Origin of the sequence: Burkholderia theae (assembly GCF_048565265.1) — a bacterium.
Taxonomy (GTDB): domain Bacteria; phylum Pseudomonadota; class Gammaproteobacteria; order Burkholderiales; family Burkholderiaceae; genus Burkholderia; species Burkholderia theae.
This window is the reverse complement of sequence record NZ_CP183462.1, coordinates 938279-957674: the sequence shown is the minus strand read 5'-3', so window position 1 is coordinate 957674 and position 19396 is coordinate 938279. Positions and strand designations below refer to the sequence as shown.

18 protein-coding genes are annotated in these 19396 nt (G+C 67.3%); 8 read left to right on the top strand and 10 right to left on the bottom strand.

Annotated features, from left to right (window positions below; all coding sequences use genetic code 11):
- Nucleotides 1-304 precede the first annotated feature (304 nt).
- Both ACN22W_RS21780 and ACN22W_RS21775 read left to right on the top strand, forming a co-directional pair.
- Complete coding sequence (locus tag ACN22W_RS21780) at nt 305-1975, top strand: phospholipase C (RefSeq protein ID WP_419689369.1); 1671 nt, start codon at nt 305-307, stop codon at nt 1973-1975.
- Between the two features lie 93 nt (nt 1976-2068).
- Complete coding sequence (locus ACN22W_RS21775) at nt 2069-3490, top strand: cytochrome-c peroxidase (protein ID WP_419689368.1); 1422 nt, start codon at nt 2069-2071, stop codon at nt 3488-3490.
- 24 nt (nt 3491-3514) lie between these two features.
- Here ACN22W_RS21775 and ACN22W_RS21770 read toward each other — a convergent pair whose 3' ends face one another.
- From ACN22W_RS21770 to ACN22W_RS21750, 5 genes are all read right to left on the bottom strand, one after another.
- Nucleotides 3515-4246 carry a class I SAM-dependent methyltransferase gene (locus tag ACN22W_RS21770; protein ID WP_419689367.1) on the bottom strand — a complete coding sequence of 244 codons (732 nt, stop codon included), beginning with the start codon at nt 4244-4246 and terminating at the stop codon, nt 3515-3517.
- Between the two features lie 78 nt (nt 4247-4324).
- The gene (locus ACN22W_RS21765; RefSeq protein WP_419689366.1) at nt 4325-5635 is read right to left on the bottom strand and encodes an NAD(P)/FAD-dependent oxidoreductase; all 1311 of its coding nucleotides are present in this window, start codon (nt 5633-5635) and stop codon (nt 4325-4327) included.
- Complete coding sequence (locus ACN22W_RS21760; protein ID WP_419689365.1) at nt 5632-6387, bottom strand: amino acid ABC transporter ATP-binding protein; 756 nt, start codon at nt 6385-6387, stop codon at nt 5632-5634. The genes ACN22W_RS21765 and ACN22W_RS21760 overlap by 4 nt, the downstream gene beginning before the upstream one ends.
- The gene (locus tag ACN22W_RS21755; protein WP_419689364.1) at nt 6384-7040 is read right to left on the bottom strand and encodes an amino acid ABC transporter permease; all 657 of its coding nucleotides are present in this window, start codon (nt 7038-7040) and stop codon (nt 6384-6386) included. Before ACN22W_RS21755 ends, ACN22W_RS21760 begins: the two co-directional genes overlap by 4 nt.
- Nucleotides 7041-7128: 88 nt before the next feature.
- A complete protein-coding gene (locus ACN22W_RS21750) occupies nt 7129-7905 on the bottom strand; it encodes an ABC transporter substrate-binding protein (RefSeq protein ID WP_419689363.1) in 777 nt (258 codons plus the stop codon).
- 161 nt (nt 7906-8066) lie between these two features.
- Between ACN22W_RS21750 and ACN22W_RS21745 the strand changes: the two genes are divergently transcribed.
- A complete protein-coding gene (locus ACN22W_RS21745) occupies nt 8067-8858 on the top strand; it encodes an IclR family transcriptional regulator (protein ID WP_412024598.1) in 792 nt (263 codons plus the stop codon).
- 51 nt (nt 8859-8909) lie between these two features.
- Here the strand turns inward: ACN22W_RS21745 and ACN22W_RS21740 are convergent, their stop codons facing one another.
- Nucleotides 8910-9365 carry a type VI secretion system amidase immunity protein Tai4 gene (locus ACN22W_RS21740; RefSeq protein WP_419689362.1) on the bottom strand — a complete coding sequence of 152 codons (456 nt, stop codon included), beginning with the start codon at nt 9363-9365 and terminating at the stop codon, nt 8910-8912.
- A complete protein-coding gene (locus tag ACN22W_RS21735; RefSeq protein ID WP_129514835.1) occupies nt 9362-9862 on the bottom strand; it encodes a type VI secretion system amidase effector protein Tae4 in 501 nt (166 codons plus the stop codon). Before ACN22W_RS21735 ends, ACN22W_RS21740 begins: the two co-directional genes overlap by 4 nt.
- A gap of 296 nt (nt 9863-10158) precedes the next feature.
- Between ACN22W_RS21735 and ACN22W_RS21730 the strand changes: the two genes are divergently transcribed.
- From ACN22W_RS21730 to ACN22W_RS21715, 4 genes are all read left to right on the top strand, one after another.
- On the top strand, nt 10159-10869 hold the full coding sequence (locus ACN22W_RS21730) for a GntR family transcriptional regulator (protein ID WP_419689361.1): 711 nt from the start codon (nt 10159-10161) through the stop codon (nt 10867-10869).
- A gap of 84 nt (nt 10870-10953) precedes the next feature.
- Nucleotides 10954-11760 (top strand): SDR family oxidoreductase, encoded by an 807-nt coding sequence (locus tag ACN22W_RS21725; protein WP_419689360.1) that lies wholly within the window; start codon nt 10954-10956, stop codon nt 11758-11760.
- Between the two features lie 35 nt (nt 11761-11795).
- On the top strand, nt 11796-12728 hold the full coding sequence (locus ACN22W_RS21720; RefSeq protein ID WP_419689359.1) for a 3-keto-5-aminohexanoate cleavage protein: 933 nt from the start codon (nt 11796-11798) through the stop codon (nt 12726-12728).
- A gap of 222 nt (nt 12729-12950) precedes the next feature.
- Nucleotides 12951-14279: an MFS transporter gene (locus tag ACN22W_RS21715; protein WP_419689358.1), complete on the top strand. Its 1329-nt coding sequence runs from the start codon at nt 12951-12953 to the stop codon at nt 14277-14279.
- 51 nt (nt 14280-14330) lie between these two features.
- Here the strand turns inward: ACN22W_RS21715 and ACN22W_RS21710 are convergent, their stop codons facing one another.
- The 3 genes from ACN22W_RS21710 to ACN22W_RS21700 form a co-directional block, all read right to left on the bottom strand.
- Nucleotides 14331-15653, bottom strand: coding sequence for a TIGR00366 family protein (locus tag ACN22W_RS21710; RefSeq protein ID WP_343493830.1), 1323 nt, complete (start codon nt 15651-15653; stop codon nt 14331-14333).
- A 208-nt stretch (nt 15654-15861) separates the two neighbouring features.
- A complete protein-coding gene (locus tag ACN22W_RS21705; RefSeq protein ID WP_419689357.1) occupies nt 15862-17196 on the bottom strand; it encodes a chloride channel protein in 1335 nt (444 codons plus the stop codon).
- Between the two features lie 208 nt (nt 17197-17404).
- The gene (locus ACN22W_RS21700; RefSeq protein ID WP_419689356.1) at nt 17405-17866 is read right to left on the bottom strand and encodes a VOC family protein; all 462 of its coding nucleotides are present in this window, start codon (nt 17864-17866) and stop codon (nt 17405-17407) included.
- Nucleotides 17867-18176: 310 nt separating this feature from the next.
- On the opposite strand from ACN22W_RS21700, the gene ACN22W_RS21695 reads away from it, so the two are divergent.
- Nucleotides 18177-19319: a porin gene (locus tag ACN22W_RS21695; protein WP_419689355.1), complete on the top strand. Its 1143-nt coding sequence runs from the start codon at nt 18177-18179 to the stop codon at nt 19317-19319.
- Nucleotides 19320-19396 lie beyond the last annotated feature (77 nt).

Sequence of the window (19396 nt, the reverse complement as noted above, 5' to 3'; positions counted from 1 at the left end):
CGTCATGCATGCACCGGCCGACCGGGCCCTTTCGCCCGCCCCGCATGGCATCCGCGGCAACGGCCGCGCGCGCCGTGGAATGTGTCACTGAGGTGGCGTGCAGTCTGCCCCTTTCCGTTTTCTTTCGCTTGCCGCTGCGCCGTAATGAAATCGATACCGCAGCGCAATCGTCGCGAAATCACTCCGTCCCCATATCTTCATACGCGACTGTTCCAATGCGCGTGCTCTCTCACGAGCTCCGCGCCGAACCGACACGGCGACGGGGCCGCTCTCCACCATCGAAGACCTTACCTGGAGTTTCCCGATGTTCCGTCAAGCCTTGCTTGTCACCGCCTGCGCTGCCGCGGCGCTCGCGCTGTTCGCCTGCGGCGGCAGCGATCCGACGTCGACACCCGTCGTGTCGTCGCAGGACGCGCTGCAGACCGCCACGCCGATCAAGCACGTCGTCGTGATCTATGGTGAAAACATCTCGTTCGACCACTACTTCGGCACCTACCCGAACGCGTCGAACCCGTCGGGCGAACCGGCATTCACCGCCAAGGCCGGCACGCCGACGCCCAATGGCCTGACGGGCACGCTGCTCACCGCGAACCCGAACTTCACGAACACGGTCAACGGCACCGACGCAGCGAACCCGTTCCGCCTCGACCGCACGCAGGCCGCGACCGCCGACCAGAACCACGCGTACACGGCCGAGCAGCAAGCCGAGGACAACGGCCTCGCCGACCTGTTCCCGAAATACACCGGCAAGGGCTCGTCCGGCGGCGCCGGCGCGTTCGGCACGAAGGGCCAGGTGATGGGCTACTTCGACGGCAACACCGTGACGGCGCTGTGGAACTACGCGCAGCGCTTCGCGATGAGCGACAACATGTACACGACGTCGTACGGTCCGTCGACACCGGGCGCGCTGAACGTCGTGTCGGGCCAGACCAACGGGATGCAGATCATCAAGTCGTCCGCGCAGCCGTCGACGCTCGCGAAGAGCTCGTACTACATCAATGACGGCGCGGGCGGTCTCACGATGATCAACGACGTCGACCCGGGCAACGACGTGTGCTCGAGCACGACCGACCAGGCGTTGATGAGCGGCAAGAACATCGGCGACCTGCTGAACAGCGCGAAGATCTCGTGGGGCGGCTTCATGGGCGGCTTCAACCTGTCGACGACCAACAGCAACGGCACGACGGGCTGCAGCCGCAGCACGGTCGCCACCGCCGTGAACGCCGCGACGTCGGACTACATCCCGCACCACAACTGGTTCCAGTACTACGCGTCGACGTCGAACCCGCAGCACACGCGCCCGAGCTCGGTCGCAGCGATCGGTTCGAGCGTCCAGGCCGACGGCAAGACCGCCGAACCCGCTAACCACCAGTACGACACGGACGACTTCTTCGCCGCCGTGAAGGCCGGCAACTTCCCGTCGGTCAGCTACCTGAAGGCACCGGCCGCACAGGATGCGCACGCGGGTTATTCGGATCCGCTCGACGAGCAGGCGTTCGTGACGAAGGTCGTCAACTTCCTGCAGCAGCAGCCGGACTGGCAGAACACGGCCGTGATCGTCACGTATGACGACTCGGACGGCTGGTACGACCACGTGTACACGGCGCCGACCCGCTCGTCGTCGGACCCGGTCGACCAGGTCAACGGCAGCGGCAAGTGCGGCACGGGCGGCACCACCGGCGTGAACGGCTCGACCGTGAACGGCCGCTGCGGCCCGGGCGTGCGGATTCCGCTGATCGTGATCTCGCCGTACGCGAAGCAGAACTATGTCGACCACACGATGATCGACCAGTCGTCCGTCGTGCGCTTCATCGAGGACAACTGGCTCGGCGGCCAGCGCATCGGCGGCGGTTCGTTCGATGCGACGGCAGGCGACCTGCGCGGGCTGTTCGACTTCACGTCGAAGCCGAACACGACGCCGCTGTACCTCGACCCGACGCTCGGCACCGCATTGAGCGCGGCACCGGCGATCTGACCGGCGTGCAGTGACCACAGGCCGGCGCATCACGCGCCGGCCGTTTCCATTTAATGCGCCGCCTCGTGCGGCGCCCGATTTCAGACCGACAGCATGACAGCTCGCCCCGCGTTCCCGTCTCCCGACGCCTCCGGCACCCCCGCGCCGCGCGCCCCTTCCCGCCTGCTGCGCCGCGCGGCGTTCGTGCTCGGCGCGGCCGTGCTCGGCTACGGCGCGTTCGCGATCGCGTTCCCCGCGCAGGTGCCGGCGGCGATCGGCACCGTCGTCGCCGACTGGACGGGCGCGAACCCGCACCCGATCGTGCTGCAGCGGCCCGCCGCGCAGCCGCTGTCGGCGGTCGCGCAGCTCGGGCGCGCGCTGTTCCTCGATCCTTCGCTGTCCGCGTCGGGCAAGCAGTCGTGCGCGTCGTGCCACAGCCCCGATCATGCGTATGGCCCGCCGAATGCGCTCGACGTGCAGCCGGGCGGCCTCGCGATGACGCAGCAGGGCTATCGCCCGCCGCCGTCGCTGATGTACCTGTACCGTCAGCCGAACTTCAGCATCGGCCCCGATGCCGGTGAAAACGACGCCGCGCCGAGCGTCGCGCAGCAGGCCGCGTCGGCGGCCGGCGTCGTCAAGGCGCAGAAGGTGGCCGGCACGTCGGCCGCGCCGCAGCTCGTGCCGCAGGGCGGGATGTTCTGGGACGGCCGCGCCGATACGCTGCAGCAGCAGGCGTTCGGCCCGCTGCTGAATCCGGTCGAGATGGCGAACGCGAGCATCGACGACGTCGCGCACAAGCTCGCGCAGTCGTCGCACCGCGCGCAGCTCGAGCAACTGTTCGGCGCACGCGTGTTCGACAGCCCGCAGCTCGCGGTGTCGGAGGCGATGTTCGCGATCGCGCGCTACCAGGTCGAGGATCCGTCGTTCCATCCGTACAACAGCAAGTACGACCGCTGGCTCGAAGGCCGGGCGCGCCTGTCGCAGGCGGAGTTGCGCGGGCTGCGCCTGTTCAACGATCCGGACAAGGCGAATTGCGCGGGCTGCCACCTGTCGAAACCCGGCAAGGACGGGCTGCCGCCGATGTTCACCGATTACCAGTACGAGGCGCTCGGCGCGCCGCGCAACAAGGAGCTGGCTCAGAACCGCAACCCGGCGTTCTACGATCTCGGTGTGTGCGGGCCGTTCCGCGACGACCTGAAGGACCAGACGCAGTATTGCGCGATGTTCCTCACGCCGACGCTGCGCAACTCGGCGACGCGCCATGTGTTCTTCCACAACGGCGTGTTCCACACGCTCGACCAGGTGATGGCGTTCTACAACGAGCGCAGCATCTCGCCGCAGAAGTTCTACTCGCGCGGCGCGGACGGCAAGGTCGACGAGTACGACGACATTCCGCCGAAATATCGCGCGAACGTCGACGTGACCGATGCACCGTTCGATCGCAAGGCGGGCGACAAACCCGCGATGACGGCGCAGGATATCAAGGATATCGAAGCGTTCCTCGGCACACTGAACGACGAACCGGTCCGGCACTGAGCGCCGCTTGACCGCCGCGCCGCGTCAGCGGCGCGCGCGGATGCACAGGAAGGCCGGCGCCAGCGACAACTCCGCATGGAGCCGTTCCGACGCGGCCTTCATCTCCGGCAGCGGCTTCGGTTCGACGAACCGGTCGAGTTGCCAGCCGCCGTCGGCGAGCGCATTCAGGATGTCGGCGAGTGGCCGTCGCCACGCTTCGACGTAGGGCCTCGGCTCACCGAATCCCGACCAGTGGAAGCCGAAGCGGGACGAGTCGAAATACGTGCCCTCCCCGCGCGTGCGCTCGTCCATCCAGTCGCGCATCGGATGCGCCATCGAGAACACGAGCGTTGCACCCGGCCGCGCGACGCGCCGGAATTCGCGCAGTGTCGACGCGAGATCGCGCACGTAGTCGAGCGCGAGCGAGCACAGCACCTTGTCGACTGCCTGGTCGGGCAGCCAGGCGAGCGGCGCCTCCAGATCGCCTTCCACCACGTCGACCGCGAGGCCCGCGCAGCGCGTCCTCGCGAGCGCGACCATCTCCGGCGTGACATCGAATGCGTGCACGGTCGCGCCGTGGCGCGCGAGGTGTTCGCTGCAGATGCCGGGCCCGCAGCCGGCGTCGAGCACCGTCAGGCCGTCGACGTCGCCGAGCAGCGCCATCGTCGCCGGACGTTCGTAGAGTGCGTTATGCGCCTTGGTCGGCGCGATGTCCGCATAGCGTTGTGCGAAGCTCGCGTACGCGCGGCGGCCGGGGGGATCGTTCGGGTCGGTCATGCGGCATCTGTCTGCGGAATCCGGGAGTGTCGATTCTGCCCGATCGGACGAAGAATGGCGACTCGCGGCCACGCCCCGTCAGGAAAGGCTGTCGAGCAGCCGATACCAGGCCACCCCGGCAGCGATATAGAAGCGCTGCAGCCCGTGAAACGGAATCGGCCGGATCGGCGTGGCGCGGAACGGCAGCGGCAGTTGCGCATCGCCCGACAGGTGCGCGGCCAGATGCTTGCCGAGTGTCGTCGCCATCGCGATGCCGCGGCCGTTGTAGCCGAGCGCGATCGTCACGCCCGGCGCGGGCTCGTGCACGTGCGGCATGAAATCCGCGGTGATCGCGACGCGCCCCGCCCAGCGGTATTCGAACCGGACGCCCGTCAGTTGCGGATACAGCAGCGTCGTTGCGCGCTCGAGATGGCGCCAGTCGCTTGTCGCACGCGGGTCCGCGAACGGGCCGCGGCCGCCCATCAGCAGGCGGCCGGCCGCGTCGCGGCGAAAGTACAGCAGCAGGCGCCGCGCATCCGACGCGACCTCGCCGCCGGCGAGAATGTCGCGGCCGAGCTCCGGCGCGAGCGGCTGCGTCGCGACGATGAAACTGTTCGCGGCGATCACCGACTGGCGCAAGCCCGGCCACAGCCCGTCCGTGTAACCGTTGGTCGCGATCACGACGCGATCCGCCGTCAGCGTCGCACCGCCGGCCGTCGCGATCCGCCAGCGGCCGTCGGCACGCGTCAGCCCGACGGCGCGCGTCAGCCCGTGCACGCCCGCCCCGCTCGCCTGCGCGGCACGCACGAGGCCGCGCGTATAGCTGAGCGGCTGCACGCTGCCTGCGCGGCGATCGATCCAGCCGCCCGCGTACGCGTGCGTGCCGAGCCGCCGCGCGACGTCGTCGCGGCCGAGCACTTCAACCGGTGCACCGCGCGCGGCCCACTGCTGCGCGCGACGCGCGACCGTCTCGAGCATCGCGGTGGTCGGCGCCGGCTGGATCCAGCCGCCACGACGCGCATCGCAGTCGATCGCGTGCCGCGCGATCAGGTCGAACACCGTGTCGGCCGCGCCGCCGGCCACGCAGGCAAGCTGCTCGCCGGCCTCGTCGCCGAACCGGCGGATCAGTTCGTCGGGGTCGTATTTCAGCCCGGGGATCACTTGCCCGCCGTTACGGCCCGACGCACCCCAGCCTGGCTGCGCGCCGTCGATCACGCGCACCTTCACACCGCGTTCGGCGAGGTGGAGCGCAGTCGACAGCCCGGTGAAGCCGGCGCCGACGATCGCCACGTCGCACGATGCGGACGCATCGAGCGCGGGAGTGTCGGGCGCCGGCACGGCCGTCGCCGCCCACAGCGAATCCGGCCACCGGGAGTCGGGCCATGCGGGTACCGCGTTCCTTTCGCTCATGTTCGATCCGGGTTGGCGGCGCCGTCAGACGCCAGCAGACGACGCAGGAAGTCCTGTGTGCGGGGATGCGTCGGCTGCGTGAGCACGTCGCGCGCGGGTCCGCTTTCGCAGATGGTGCCGTCGTGCAGGAAGCACACACGATCCGCCACCTCGCGCGCGAACCCCATCTCGTGCGTGACGACCACCATGGTCATCCCGTCGCGCGCGAGCCCGCGCATCACGCCGAGCACTTCGCCGACGAGTTCGGGGTCGAGCGCCGACGTCGGCTCGTCGAACAGGATCGCCTGCGGCTCCATCGCGAGCGCGCGTGCGATCGCGACGCGCTGCTGCTGGCCGCCCGACAGCTCGGATGGATACGCATTCATCCGGTGCGCGAGCCCGACCTTGTCGAGCAGCGCGCGTGCCTGCTCGCGCGCTTGCGCGGCCGGCACGCGCCGCACGTGCACGGGGCCTTCCATCACATTCTCGAGCGCCGTGCGGTGCGAGAACAGGTTGAAGCGCTGGAACACCATGCCGACTCGCATCCGCAGCTCGTGGATACGCTTCGAATGCGCATCGACCTTCACGCCGTCGATCGTGATCGAGCCTTCGTCGTAGGTCTCGAAGCCGTTGATACAGCGCAGCACGGTCGATTTGCCCGAGCCGGACGGCCCGATCAGGCACACGACTTCGCCCTGCTGCACGTCGAGACTCACGCCCTTCAGCACGGCGTGCTGCTGGAAGCGCTTGTGTATCGAATCGATCCGGATCATGCGCTTCTCCTCAGCGCGAGCCGCTTGCCGAGCCGGTTCACGCCGAACATCAACGGCAGGCCGAGCGCGAGATACAGCAGCGCGACGAGCGTATAGACGCTCATGTTCTGGAACGTCGACGACGCGATCAACTGGCCGGCGCGCGTGATCTCCGCGACCGTGATCGTCGACGCGACGGATGAATCCTTCAGCAGCATCACGAGCGTGTTGCCGTACGGCGGCAGCGCGATGCGGAACGCCTGCGGCAGCACCACGCGCCGCATGATCATCGGGCCGCGCATGCCGATCGCGTGCGCGGCCTCGATCTGGCCGCGGTCGATCGCCTCGATGCCGGCGCGGAAGTTTTCCGCCTGGTAGGCCGAGTACGCGATGCCGAGGCCGAGCACGCCGGCCTGGAACGCCGACAGTTGCACGCCGAGATCGGGCAGCACGAAGTACATGTAGAACAGCTGCACGATGATCGGCAGCCCGCGGATCACGTTGACGATCGTGCTGCCGGCCGTCGACACCGCACGGTTGGGCGACACCTTCAACAGCGCGAGGACCAGCCCGAGCACCGAGCTGAGCACGAACGCGCATGCCGTGATCTCGATCGTGACCACCGCGCCCGTCAACAGGATCGGCAGGAAATCGATCGCGTTCTGAAAAAACATGAGGTCTCCTATGCGATGGCCTGGAGGCACGCCGCGTTGGGTGCCCGCTGGGCGCGGGCAATACCGGTCTGGAAGCGGAGGCCGGCGCTCAGCTCATGTGCCACTTCTGCAGGATCTGCTGCAGCGTGCCGTCGCTTTTCATCTTGCGGATCGCGCCGTTGAGCTGCTCGAGCGTCGCGGTATCGCCCTTGCGCACGATGAAGCAGACCTGCCCCTTCACGACGCTCTGGTATTCGGGCACGAGCCGCACCTGACGGTTGACGCCGTGATCGATCTGGTACGCGACGATCGGCTGGTCGGCGAAGCCGGCCTTGATGCGTCCGAGCGCGACGTCGCGCATGATGTCGGCGATCGAATCGTAGGTCCGGACTTCCTTGAAGATGCCCTTCTTGTTGAGCGCGTCGACGAATGCCGTGCCGACCTGCGCGCCGACCACCTGCCCCTTGAAATCGTCCATCGACGTATAGCGGCCCGGGTCGTCTGCCTTCACGATCAGGCCTTCGCCGAACGAATAAACCGTGTCGGAGAAATCGACGACCTGCTGGCGCGCCGGCGTCTTCAGCATCGCGGCCGAGATGATGTCGATCTTCTGCGTGGTGAGCGACGGGATGAGCGCCGAGAACACGGTCTGCTGCACGTCGACGCGAAAACCGGCCGATTTCCCGGCCGCGGTGATCGCGTCGACCATCATCCCCTGGATCGAATTGCTCTTGACGTCGAGAAACGTGAACGGCACGCCGGTGGCCGTCGCGCCGACCTTCAGCGTCGGCTCGGCCGCGACGGCGCCCGCCGATGCCACGGAAAGGGCGATACAGGTGGCGAAACCGGCGGTCAGTGCGCCGAACCGCTTGATGAACGAAACCATGGTGTCTCCTTCTCGAATAATCCGGTACGCCGGCCAGTCGCCGATCGACATTGCGACGATGACCCGATCTTAAAACGAATCAAAAACATCGCAAATAGATTTTTGCGTATCGATATTCGATACGCTATGATGCGATATAGAATCGATCACGCCCCTCGCTCATGGAAACATCGCCCGATCAGTCAAACGACCTGCTGTTCAACCAGTCGCTGGAGAAAGGGCTGAACGTGCTGCGCGCGTTCAGCGCGAAGCGGCGCACGATGACGCTTGCGGAGGTGGCCGACGCGGCGGGGATGACGAAGAGCTCGGCGCAGCGGATGGTCTATACGCTCGAGAAGCTCGGCTATATCCGCAAGCATCCGGTCACGCGGCGTTACCAGCTCACGCCGCACGTGATGCGGATCGGCTTCAACTACCTCGCGGCCGATACGCTGATCGACGTCGCGAATCCGTTCCTGTCCGAGCTCACGAACCTGACCGGCGAAACCACCAACCTCACCGAGCCGGACGACGACGAGATGGTGTACGTCGCGCGTTTCGTGTCGACGAAGTTCGTGCCGATCCACATGCCGATCGGCAGCCGCATCCCGATGTTCTGCACCGGCAGCGGCCGCGCGTTTCTCAGCGCGCTGCCGCCCGACGATGCACGTGCGCGGCTCGACGGCATGGCGCGCACGCCGCACACGCCGCGCACGGTCACGGCGCTCGACGCGCTCGTCGCGCTGCTCGACAGCGCGCGGCACGAAGGCTATGCCACCAACCAGGAAGAACTGTTCATCGGCGACATGTCGATTGCGGCGCCCGTGCTCGGCAGCCAGGGGCAGCCCGTCGCGGCCGTGCATGTGGTCGCGCCGACGAGCCGCTGGACGTTCGACGACGCGCGCCGCAAGCTCGCGCCGGCCGTGATCGACTGCGCGCGCGGCATCAGCAATTCGATCCGGACGCTCGAATAGCGCCTGCGATCGGGGAACGGCAGCGCCGCTGCATTGCGCAGCGGCGCTTGATCAATACTGCGGCTTCCGCGGATTCTCCGTCCGGTAGGTACTGTTCGGGCGCAATACGAGTTTCTTTGCCGCGGTGTCCAGTTCCTTGCCGTGATACAGGTCAACGCACTTCAGGAAGTCGAACTTCACGTCTGCGACCTCCGATTCGACAACCGGATTCCGGTAATCACGCGCCAGATACTTCGCCACCAGCGCGTGAATGACATCCGGCGCACGCTCCATGTCGTAGTAGGTCCAGTCGCGCAACGCACTGACGCTGCTGCCGATATCCTTGCTCGCGCCGGGCTCCTGCTTGTACGCGGTTGCCAGGCACTCCGCGAGCACCATGTCCTTGAAATTCTGGATGTACGTCCGCGAACCGGCCTCCGGTGACACTCGCGTTGCATCCTTCGCCGACGCCACCGCAGCATGCAGCGCGATGCATGCCAGTACGGCCGCGAGCCAGGCTCCCCTCATGACAGACTCCAGAAGTTCGCACGATCCGTGCGATACAGTGCGCCCGGTTCGTTGAAATAGCAGTGGTCGTAGCACGTATTGCCGTTGAACAGCGTGGCGTGGCCCTGGGCGTCATTCCACCCGGAGACCTCGAACAGCACGATGCCCTGCCGGCCTGCCAATGGACCACCGTTCGACGGCGGGTATTTGACGACCTCTGCCTTCCCCCAGCGCTGTTCGAGAAAGCGGATAAGGTCCCTGACCCGGAAGAAGTATTGTCGATTGTCACCGCCCGATACCGTCTGCCCGGGGACTTTCGGCATCACCATGCCCGCCTCGCCGAGGATATAGCTCATTCTCACCGCGCAGGTGTTGCTCCACCGCTCTGTCGGGCTCGGGTTGTTGACGTTCTTCGCGACGTTCCCGCCGATCACTTTCGCGACGCGCTCGCCAGAATTGGCGGGATCGTAGATGCGTTGGGACGCCGCCCATGCGACGTTAAATGAAGGTCGTTTCACTTTGGCTCCTTGTTGTTGAAATGAATTCGATCGTTGGAAACACATCGGAAAATCGCAACTACGCGTGTCTTCCGAATCCCTTCGAGGCCCTCGAACCCGTGCGTCATGATGCACGAATGGAAATGATTTTGTAGGAATTGCGGCGACGCCAGCACGGCACGTCAATCCTCTCGCGTGACACTTCGTCCTCGTTTTCCCCGATCCCGTTCGCCTTGACTCCGTTCTGCCGATCGGCAACACTTCGCACCTGTCAAGTGTGATCACAGATCGCAGATCAAACCCAGGAGAACCCCGCCGTGGCGCCTCGTATCGTCCCGCCTGCACTGAAAGCCATCGAGCAGGAAACGATGGCCGACAAGGTCTACCAGCAATTGCGCGAAGCGCTGATGAGCGGCCGTTTCGCGCCCGGCCAGGCACTGAGCCTGCGCAGCGTCGCGGAAGCCGTCGGCTCGTCGACGATGCCCGTCCGCGCCGCTCTCACGCGGCTGCGCGCCGAACGCGCGCTGGTCGACGGCCCGAACCGCGCGCTCGTCGTGCCACCGATGACGCTCGACATGCTCGACGAACTGCGCGACGTGCGGATCGCGCTCGAAGGCTGCATCGCCGAGCGTGCATGCACGCGGATGACCGACGCGCAGATCGCCGCCGTGCGCAAGACCTGCGAGACGATGCAGACACATGTCGAGGCCGGCCGTTCGCGCGCTTACCTGCAGAGCAATTTCGCCTTCCACAGCGCGATCTACGCGCATGGCGCGAGCGAAAACACGCTCGCGATCGTCGAGAACCTGTGGATGCGCGTCGGGCCGTTCCTCAACATGGTCGCGCTCGACATCCCGCACATGCGGCGCTCGATGGACGCGCACCGCGCGATCGTCGATGCGCTCGAACGGCGCGACGGCGCGGGCGTGCGGGCCGGCATCGCACTCGACATCGGCGGTGCCGCGCACGATCTCGCCGAGACGCTGCGGGCCGAACAGACACCGCGGACCGTGAACGCGAAGCCGTAGCGACCGCTTGCCGCGATCGCCCGATCGCGCGCGGCCGCATCCGCGCGCCGCATCCGACAACATCAACGATGGAGACAACCCGGCATGACAGCTTCCGACCTGCTGAAACCCTATGACGGCCTGCGCGTTCTCGTGACGGGCGGTGCCTCGGGCATCGGTCTCGAGATCGCCGGCGCGTTCGCGGAGTGCGGCGCGCGCGTGCATGTTTGCGACGCGTCACAAGCCGCGATCGCGGCGCTCGCCGACCGACCACCGCGCGCCGGGGCCAGTGCGATCGGCGCGACGCTGGCGGACGTATCCGATCCGGCCGCCGTCGAACGCGTGTTCGTCGATGTGTCAGCCACGCTCGGCGGCCTCGACGTACTGGTCAACAACGCGGGCATCGCGGGCCCGACCGGCGGCATCGACGAGATTGACCCGGTGCAGTGGGAGCAAACCGTCGCGATCAACCTGAACGCGCAATTCCAGTTCGCGCGCCACGCCGTGCCGCTGCTGCGTGAATCGAAGCACGGCGGCGCGATCATCGCGCTTTCGTCGGTCGCGGGCCGGCTCGGTTACGCGTTCCGTACGCCCTATGCGGCGACCAAGTGGGCCGTGGTCGGCCTCGTGAAGAGTCTTGCGATCGAACTCGGGCCGCTCGGCATCCGTGTGAACGCGATCCAGCCCGGCATCGTGCGTGGCCCACGGATGCGCCGCGTGATCGAGGCGCGCGCGCAGCAGCTCGGCATCGGCTACGACGAAATGGAACAACGCTATCTCGAGAAGATCTCGCTGCGGCGCATGACCGATCCGGCCGAGATCGCCGCGACCGCGCTGTTCCTGTGCTCGCCGGGCGGGCACGGGATCACCGGGCAGGCGATTTCCGTCTGCGGCAACGTCGAAGTGCTCTGACGCCTCCTGCATCGCTCACCGAAAGGAATCCATCCGTGGCAAACGCTCGCAAAGTCATCATCACCTGTGCGCCGACCGGCGCGATCCATACGCCGTCGATGTCGCCCTACCTGCCCGTGACGCCGCACGAGATCGAGACGGCCGCCGTCGCGGCCGCGCAGGCCGGCGCGGCAATCCTGCACCTGCACGCGCGCAACCCGTCGGACGGCAAGCCGACGCAGGATCCGGCCGTGTTCGCGGAATTCCTGCCGCGCATCAAGGCGCAGACCGACGCGGTCATCAACCTCACCTCGGGCGGCAGCCCGCACATGACGGTCGACGAACGCCTGCAGCCCGCGCTGCATTTCAAGCCCGAGGTCGCATCGCTGAACATGGGCTCGATGAACTTCGGGCTGTACCCGATGCTCGAGCGCTTTCGCGAGCTGAAGCATCCGTGGGAACGCGAGCATCTCGAGAAGAGCCGCGACCTCGTGTTCAAGAACACGTTCGCCGACATCGAGACGATCCTCACGCGCTGCGGCGCGAACGGCACGCGTTTCGAATTCGAGTGCTACGACATCTCGCACCTGTACAACCTCGCGCATTTCGTCGACCGCGGGCTCGCGAAGCCGCCGTTCTTCGTGCAGAGCGTGTTCGGCCTGCTCGGCGGGATCGGTGCGCACCCGGAGGACCTGATGCACATGCGCCGCACGGCCGATCGCCTGTTCGGCGGCGACTATGTGTGGTCGATCCTCGGCGCCGGCCGCAACCAGATTCCGCTCGCGACGATCGGCGCCGCGCAAGGCGCGAACGTGCGCGTCGGGCTCGAGGATTCGCTGTGGATCGCGCCGGGCAAGCTCGCGGAATCGAGCGCCGCGCAGGTACTGAAGATGCGGCAGGTGCTCGAAGGCCTGTCGCTGGAGATCGCGACGCCGGCCGAGGCGCGCGCGATGCTCGCACTCAAGGGCGGCGACGCGGTGAATTTCTGATCGCCGGGTAGCGCCCCAACACCAGGACCCGCAAGCGCAGTGACAAGGCGCCGGCCCGAGCCGGCCGGCGCCAGGACGCCTATCATCGCCCCGCTCCGTTCGAGCGCCGCCGGCGCGGCTCCGTCGTCTGCCCATCCGCTGCGCATGTCGCAGCGGCATCTGCCGAACGCGACGCGCCGTGCTTGCCGTGCGCGCCGGTTCGCCTTTACCGGAGTCGTCCGCATGTCCACTCAACACGCTCAGGCCCTGCCTTCCGCCGCCGGCGACGCGAGCGCGTCGCTGAACCGGCTGCTGTTCCGCAAACTCATGCCGCTGCTGATCGCCGCGTACGTGATCAGCTTCCTCGACCGCACCAACATCGCGTTCGCCAAACACTCGATGGGGGTCGATCTCGGCATTTCCTCCGCCGCGTACGGGCTCGGCGCGGGCCTGTTCTTCCTGACCTATGCGCTCTTCGAGATCCCGAGCAACCTGATCATGCATCGTGTCGGCGCGCGCTTCTGGATCACGCGGATCATGATCACGTGGGGCACATTGTCGGTCGCGATGGCGTTCGTCAGCGGCGAAACGTCGTTCTACGTGATGCGCCTGCTGCTCGGCGCCGCCGAAGCGGGCCTGTTCCCCGGCGTTATGTTGTACCTGACGTACTGGTTCGGCCGCGAGGAGCGTGCGCGCGCAACCGGCTTTTTCCTGCTCGGCGTGTGTATCGCAAACATCGTCGGCGGGCCGCTGGCCGGCGCGCTGATCGAACTCGACGGCACGCTCGGCTTCCACGGCTGGCAATGGCTGTTCGTCGTCGAAGGCATTCCGGCGATCCTGCTTGCGTTCGTCGTGTGGACGCGCTTGCCGGATCGCCCAAGCACCGCACCGTGGCTCTCGCCGGAAACCGGCCGCGCGCTCGAGCGCACGCTGGCCGTCGAACAGGATGCGGGCGTCGCCACGCACGGCGATCATGCGTTCGGCGCCGCGCTGCGCGATCCGCAGATCTGGCTCGCGATCTTCGTGTACTTCTGCCACCAGTTGACGATCTACACGGTGATCTTCTTCCTGCCGGGCATCATCGGCGCATCGGGGCGCTTCTCGCCATTCGCGGTCGGGTTGCTGACCGCGCTGCCCTGGCTTGCCGCCGCGTTCGGGGCGGCGACGCTGCCGCGCTTTGCGCGCGAGTCGCGTCATGCACGCCGGATACTGTGCGCGGGGCTGGTCGTGATGGCGGCCGGGATGGTCGGCGCCGCACATACGTCGCCCGTTGCGGGGCTCGCCTGCGTGTGCGTGGCCGCGTCGATGTTCTTCGTCGTGCAGTCGATCGTGTTCACGTTTCCCGCGTCGCGGCTCGCCGGCAGCGCGCTGGCCGGCGGGCTCGGGCTCGTGAATACGTGCGGGTTGCTCGGCGGCTTCGTCGGACCGACTGTCGTCGGCGCGATCGAACAGGCAACCGGCAATGCGAAGAACGGGCTGACGCTGCTTGCGGCTGCGCTCATCGTCGCGGCGTTCGCGAGCCTCGCGTTGCGTCACGGACATGAGCGTTCCGCAGCGCGGTCGCACGGTTGAAGGCCGGCGCGATGCAGGCGTTCAACCCCGCCCGCATCGCGCCTTGCTTCGTCAGAACAGATACATCCCCGCGACGAACACGACGCCCGAGAACAGCAGCGTCGTCACGCAATACCCCATGATGTCGCGCACGCCGAGCCCGGCGATCGCCAGCGCGGGCAGCGCCCAGAACGGCTGCGCCATGTTGGTCCATGCCTCGCCGTACGCGATCGCCATCGCGGCCTTGCCGAGATCGGCGCCGAGCGCCTGCGCGGCCGGCATCACGAACGGGCCCTGCACGACCCAGTGGCCGCCGCCCGACGGCACCGCGAAATTGATCACGGCCGAGCTCAGGAACGCGAGCAACGGGAACGTATGCACGTTCGCGATATCGACGAACCACTTCGTGATCACGCCCGCGAGCCCCGAGTGATCCATCAGCGCCTGGATGCCTGCGTAGAACGGGAACTGGATCATGATCCCGGATGCGCCGCGTGCCGCGCCGGCCACCGCGCGCGCATAGGCCATCGGCGTACGGTGCAGCAGGATGCCGGCCGCGAGGAACGCGAGGTTCACGGTGTCGATGTCGAGCGCGAAACCCTTCTGCACGAAACGCAGCACGAGAAACGCCGCGCACAGCGCCGCGACGAAGACCGACAACACGCGGCTCTCCTCCAGCCGTTCCGCAAACGTCGCGTCGGGCCCGAGCTGGCGCTCGACGCTCGGCGGCTCGGCGAGCAGCGCCGGGTCGACACTGACGACGTCGCCGGGCTTCGGCATCATCATGCGCGCGAGAAACGGCAGCATCACGATCAGCCCGATCGTGATGAACGCGTTGTAGCCGGTGAAGATCGTGTGCGACACGGGAATCAGCCCGATGGTCTTTTCCATCGGATTGCCCTTCGTGGCCGCGACGAGCGGGACCGAACCCGACAGCCCGCCGTGCCAGCTCAGGAAGCCCATGTAGGCGGATGCGACGAGCAACCGGTAATCGCTGCCGGCCACGCGGCGCGCGACTTCGCGCGCGAGCATCGCACCGAGCACGAGGCCGAAGCCCCAGTTGATCGCACAGGCGAGCGCGCCGACGAACGCGACGAGCATCACGCCCTGGCCCGGCGTGCGTGCGGTGCTCGCGAGCGCGACGAGCATGCGCTTGACGGGCGGCGAGCTCGCGAGTGCATGACCCGTGACGAGGATCATCACCATCTGCATCGAGAACGCGAGCAGGTTCCAGAAACCCGAACCCCACATCGTCGTGAGCTGCGCTGGTGTATTCGGCGTGAGGCCGAACGCGAGCGCGAACGTGACGATCGTCAGCAGGATCGCGAAAATCAACGGGTCGGGCAACACGCGGTGAACCACCTGCGTGAAGAAGCGGGAAATGCGCTGAATCAAGTTGTGCTCCTCGTTTCCTGATAGGGACGTCCGCGTGTGTCGTTGTTGGTGGGTACGCGGAAACGCGCGGATTCTTGCACAGAACCGGAGAACGCGCTTTGGAGTGCGCGGCGGCGATCGTGTGGTGGCGCGACCGGGAAAACGGGGACGACAACGGCGACAGGCGACGCGATCGGCGCCGCCTGCGAAGATGACGGATGACCGCGCGTTAGCGGGCTGCCGTCGTAGACATGCTCACTGCCGCAACCGCACTCGCCCGCCCCTCGGCCAGCCGCTGCGCGAACCGGTACGCGACGAGCGACCCTGCCACGGCAAGCAGCATCGGCACGAGGCTGTCGTGATCCGCGCGCGTGAATTCGAGCAGCAGCACGACGGCCGTGATCGGCATCTGCATCGACGCGGCGAGAAACGCAGTCGCGCCGACGAGCGCGCATCCGCCGATCGATGCGCCCGGCCACACGAGGCTCCACAGCCCGCCGAGCACGACGCCGAACAGCGCGCCGTTCGCGAGGCCCGGCGTCAGCAGCCCGCCCTCCGCGCCGGCCCGCAGGCTGCCGGCCTCGATCAGCACCTTCAGCACGAGCAGCGCCGCCGCGAGACCGATCGTCAGCGTGCCGTCGAAGCCCAGCGACGCCGGGCCCTTGCCGTTGCCGAGCAGTTGCGGCAACCACATCGCGAGCACGCCGATCACCGCGAAGTTGACGAACGCGAACACCGGCAGCCGCCAGTCCTTCGGCGCGTTCGCCCGCGCGCGGGTCGTGAGCCGCACGAAGCCGTACGCGGCGAAGCCGAACAGCGGCCCGCAGACGATCGACCATGCGACCAGCGGCGTGCTCAGCGCGAAGGCCGGCACCGTGTACTGGTGTTCGTTACCGAGGCCGATCCACGCGACGGCCGCCGCGATCGCCGACGTCACGACCGCGACGATCAGCGCACGCAGTTCGAACGTGCCGAGCAGCACTTCGAGCACGAAGATCGCACCGCCGAGCGGCACGTTGTAGACGGCCGCAAGGCCCGCACCGGCACCGCACGCGACCATCAGCCGGCAGTCGTCGGGCGTGAGCCCCGCGCGATGCGCAAGCCGCCCGGCGAGCAGCGAGCCAATCTCGCGCGGCGCGACTTCGCGGCCGAGCGGCGAGCCGAGCGCGACGGTCACGATCTGCAGCAGCGCGTGAATCGTCGTGCTGACGAACGGCATCCGCGGATCGGCCGCACGCACCGCGCGGCGAATGCTGACCAGCGGCCGGCCGTACCGGTAAAGCGCCCACCAGCCGCCGCCGGCAACGATCCCGCAGACGATCAGCACCGCGAGCCGGCGCAGCGGATCGGCGCCGGTCACGCCGGTCAGGAAGCTCTCGGTGCCGATCACGTGCGCGACGCTGTAGCCGTACGCGACGTGCTGGATCGCATGCAGCAGCAGCGCGAGCAGCATGCCGCCGAGCCCCGCGCCGACACCGGTCAGGATCGTGACGACGGCCACGCGCGCGAACGGGCTGGCAGGCGGCGGAGAGGATGCGGGAGCGGACGGGAGATCGAGGCGCATGGGGTCGGTGAACGGGGATCGAAAAGACGGCGCGCAACTCGCGCGCCGTCGTCAGGACCGCATCGTAGGCCTGAGCCTCTCATGAGACAAACGTATTTTTCGAATCGACTCATGCGTTTTTAGAATACTTAACGACGGACAGCGGTTGGCCGCGTGATCCGATCGACGAGGATGAATGGCAAGCGTCGATGCACGCACGCGTCGCGCTTCAGGACCAGCCTTCGAACGTCAGGCCGGTTTCGGCAGCCGCTTGCTCGGGCGTCACGTCCCGCACGTGCTGGCCGAACGTCCACACGTGCTGCTCCGGATCGCGTGCGCGATATGTGCGGTCGCCATAGAACTGGTCGGTCGGTTCCTGCAGGATTTCCGCGCCGGCCTGCCGCGCGTGTTCGCAATGCGCGTCGAGGCCGTCGGCAAGCTGCACGTGCACGCTTTGCGTGTTCCTGCCGCCGATCTCCTGCGGGCTCGCGACGAAATCGGCCCAATGGCCGCCGATCATCACGACGCCGCCGCGATGCGTGAGCTCCGCATGCGTGACCTGGCCGTCGGCGGTACGGACGACGATCCCGCGCGCGAATCCGAATGCGCGCTCGAGCCATTCGAGTGCGGCATTCGGATCGCGGTAGTACACGGCGACGCTGATCGGCGGATGGCGGTCGGGCTGGGACATCGTGTGTCTCCGGTCGTGGGCGCGAGCGACTCATTCTCCGCGCGTCGGCCGTGCCGATCAACCGCCGCGCCCCGCCCCGCGCATGTTGCAACGGCACGACGGCCGGCCCGCATCGAACCGATGCCGCCTGCGCGCGATCGCGCAAAAACGGCCGGCGTCGGGCGCGCTCGGCACGTCGTGTCAGTTTTGTGAAGGACTCTTGCCGGATCCGGAAAGGTGCGCTCGCAGCGTCAGGCGGCCTTGAGCACGCGGTGCATTCCTATACTTGCGCCGAACTTTTGACCCCGGTCCCACACGCAGGAGCCTTTCCATGAAAAAAACCTTCATCGCCGGCGCATGCACCGCCGCGCTGTTCACCCCGCTCGCCCACGCTCAAAGCTCGGTCACGCTGTACGGCCTGATCGACGCGGGCATTGCATACACCAACAACGCGGGCGGCGCATCGCTGTGGCGCCTGAGCACCGGCACGATCAACGGCAGCCGCTTCGGCCTGCGCGGCACCGAGGATCTCGGCGGCGGCGTGAAGGCGCTGTTCGTGCTGGAGAACGGCTTCAACGCGAACAACGGCGCGCTCGGCCAGGACGGCAAGCTGTTCGGCCGCCATGCGTATGTCGGCCTGAGCGGCAATGGCTACGGCACGCTGACGCTCGGCCGCCAGTACGACACAATGGTCGACTTCGTCGCGCCGCTGTCCGCGACGGCCGGCGACTTCGGCGATGCGGGCTTCGCGCATCCGTTCGACAACGACAACCTGAACCATTCGCTGCGCATCAACAACGCGGTCAAGTACACGAGCGACACGGTCGCAGGCTTCAAGGCCGGCGCGATGTACGCGTTCTCCAACTCGACGAACTTCAGCGCCAACCGCGCATACAGCGTCGCGGCGAGCTACACGAACGGCCCGTTGAAGCTGGCCGGCGCGTACCTGCAGATGAACGGCACGAAGGGCTCGACGAGCGCCAGCCCCGGCGCGACCGATTCGGCCGAGGCGAAGAGCGTGAACCAGGGCGGCTGGTCGATCGGCTCGGACCGCATGCGCACGTACGGCGGCGGCATCAGCTACGTGTTCGGCCCGGCGACCGTCGGCTTCGTCTATACGCGCTCGCAGTACGACAACACGGGTTCGTTCGGTTCGAGCGGCCAGATCGCGTTCAACAACTACGACGTGAACGTGCGCTATGCGGTGACGCCGGCGGTCAGCCTCGGCGCGGCCTACGTGTACACGGACGCCAGCGTGTCGAACCCCGACAGCAAGCACGGCACCGATCCGAAGTGGCACCAGGTCGACCTGCAGGCCGTGTACAAGCTGTCGCGCCGCACCGACGTGTACGCGGAGGCGATGTACCAGCATGCGTCGGGACGCGGCTATCAGGCGTTCATCAACGGGTCGGGTGGCGCGTCGAGCACACCGAACCAGATCGTCGGCGCGATCGGCATGCGCACGCGGTTCTGATTCGCGTGGCGCAGCGTCGCCCGTCGGCTATGAACCCGCGTTCGCAGGCGGGTTCGTTCACCGCAGTCGTTGCGCCA

Bases quoted from the DNA above. Each gene is read 5' to 3' on its own strand.
- ACN22W_RS21770 (WP_419689367.1), bottom strand. From the start codon at position 4,246: ATGACCGACCCGAACGATCCCCCCGGCCGCCGCGCGTACGCGAGCTTC.
- ACN22W_RS21745 (WP_412024598.1), top strand. From the start codon at position 8,067: ATGGAAACATCGCCCGATCAGTCAAACGACCTGCTGTTCAACCAGTCG.
- ACN22W_RS21705 (WP_419689357.1), bottom strand. From the start codon at position 17,196: ATGCGCCTCGATCTCCCGTCCGCTCCCGCATCCTCTCCGCCGCCTGCC.
- ACN22W_RS21780 (WP_419689369.1), top strand. From the start codon at position 305: ATGTTCCGTCAAGCCTTGCTTGTCACCGCCTGCGCTGCCGCGGCGCTC.
- ACN22W_RS21760 (WP_419689365.1), bottom strand. From the start codon at position 6,387: ATGATCCGGATCGATTCGATACACAAGCGCTTCCAGCAGCACGCCGTG.
- ACN22W_RS21695 (WP_419689355.1), top strand. From the start codon at position 18,177: ATGAAAAAAACCTTCATCGCCGGCGCATGCACCGCCGCGCTGTTCACC.
- ACN22W_RS21700 (WP_419689356.1), bottom strand. From the start codon at position 17,866: ATGTCCCAGCCCGACCGCCATCCGCCGATCAGCGTCGCCGTGTACTAC.
- ACN22W_RS21750 (WP_419689363.1), bottom strand. From the start codon at position 7,905: ATGGTTTCGTTCATCAAGCGGTTCGGCGCACTGACCGCCGGTTTCGCC.
- ACN22W_RS21765 (WP_419689366.1), bottom strand. From the start codon at position 5,635: ATGAGCGAAAGGAACGCGGTACCCGCATGGCCCGACTCCCGGTGGCCG.
- ACN22W_RS21715 (WP_419689358.1), top strand. From the start codon at position 12,951: ATGTCCACTCAACACGCTCAGGCCCTGCCTTCCGCCGCCGGCGACGCG.
- ACN22W_RS21775 (WP_419689368.1), top strand. From the start codon at position 2,069: ATGACAGCTCGCCCCGCGTTCCCGTCTCCCGACGCCTCCGGCACCCCC.
- ACN22W_RS21725 (WP_419689360.1), top strand. From the start codon at position 10,954: ATGACAGCTTCCGACCTGCTGAAACCCTATGACGGCCTGCGCGTTCTC.
- ACN22W_RS21755 (WP_419689364.1), bottom strand. From the start codon at position 7,040: ATGTTTTTTCAGAACGCGATCGATTTCCTGCCGATCCTGTTGACGGGC.
- ACN22W_RS21740 (WP_419689362.1), bottom strand. From the start codon at position 9,365: ATGAGGGGAGCCTGGCTCGCGGCCGTACTGGCATGCATCGCGCTGCAT.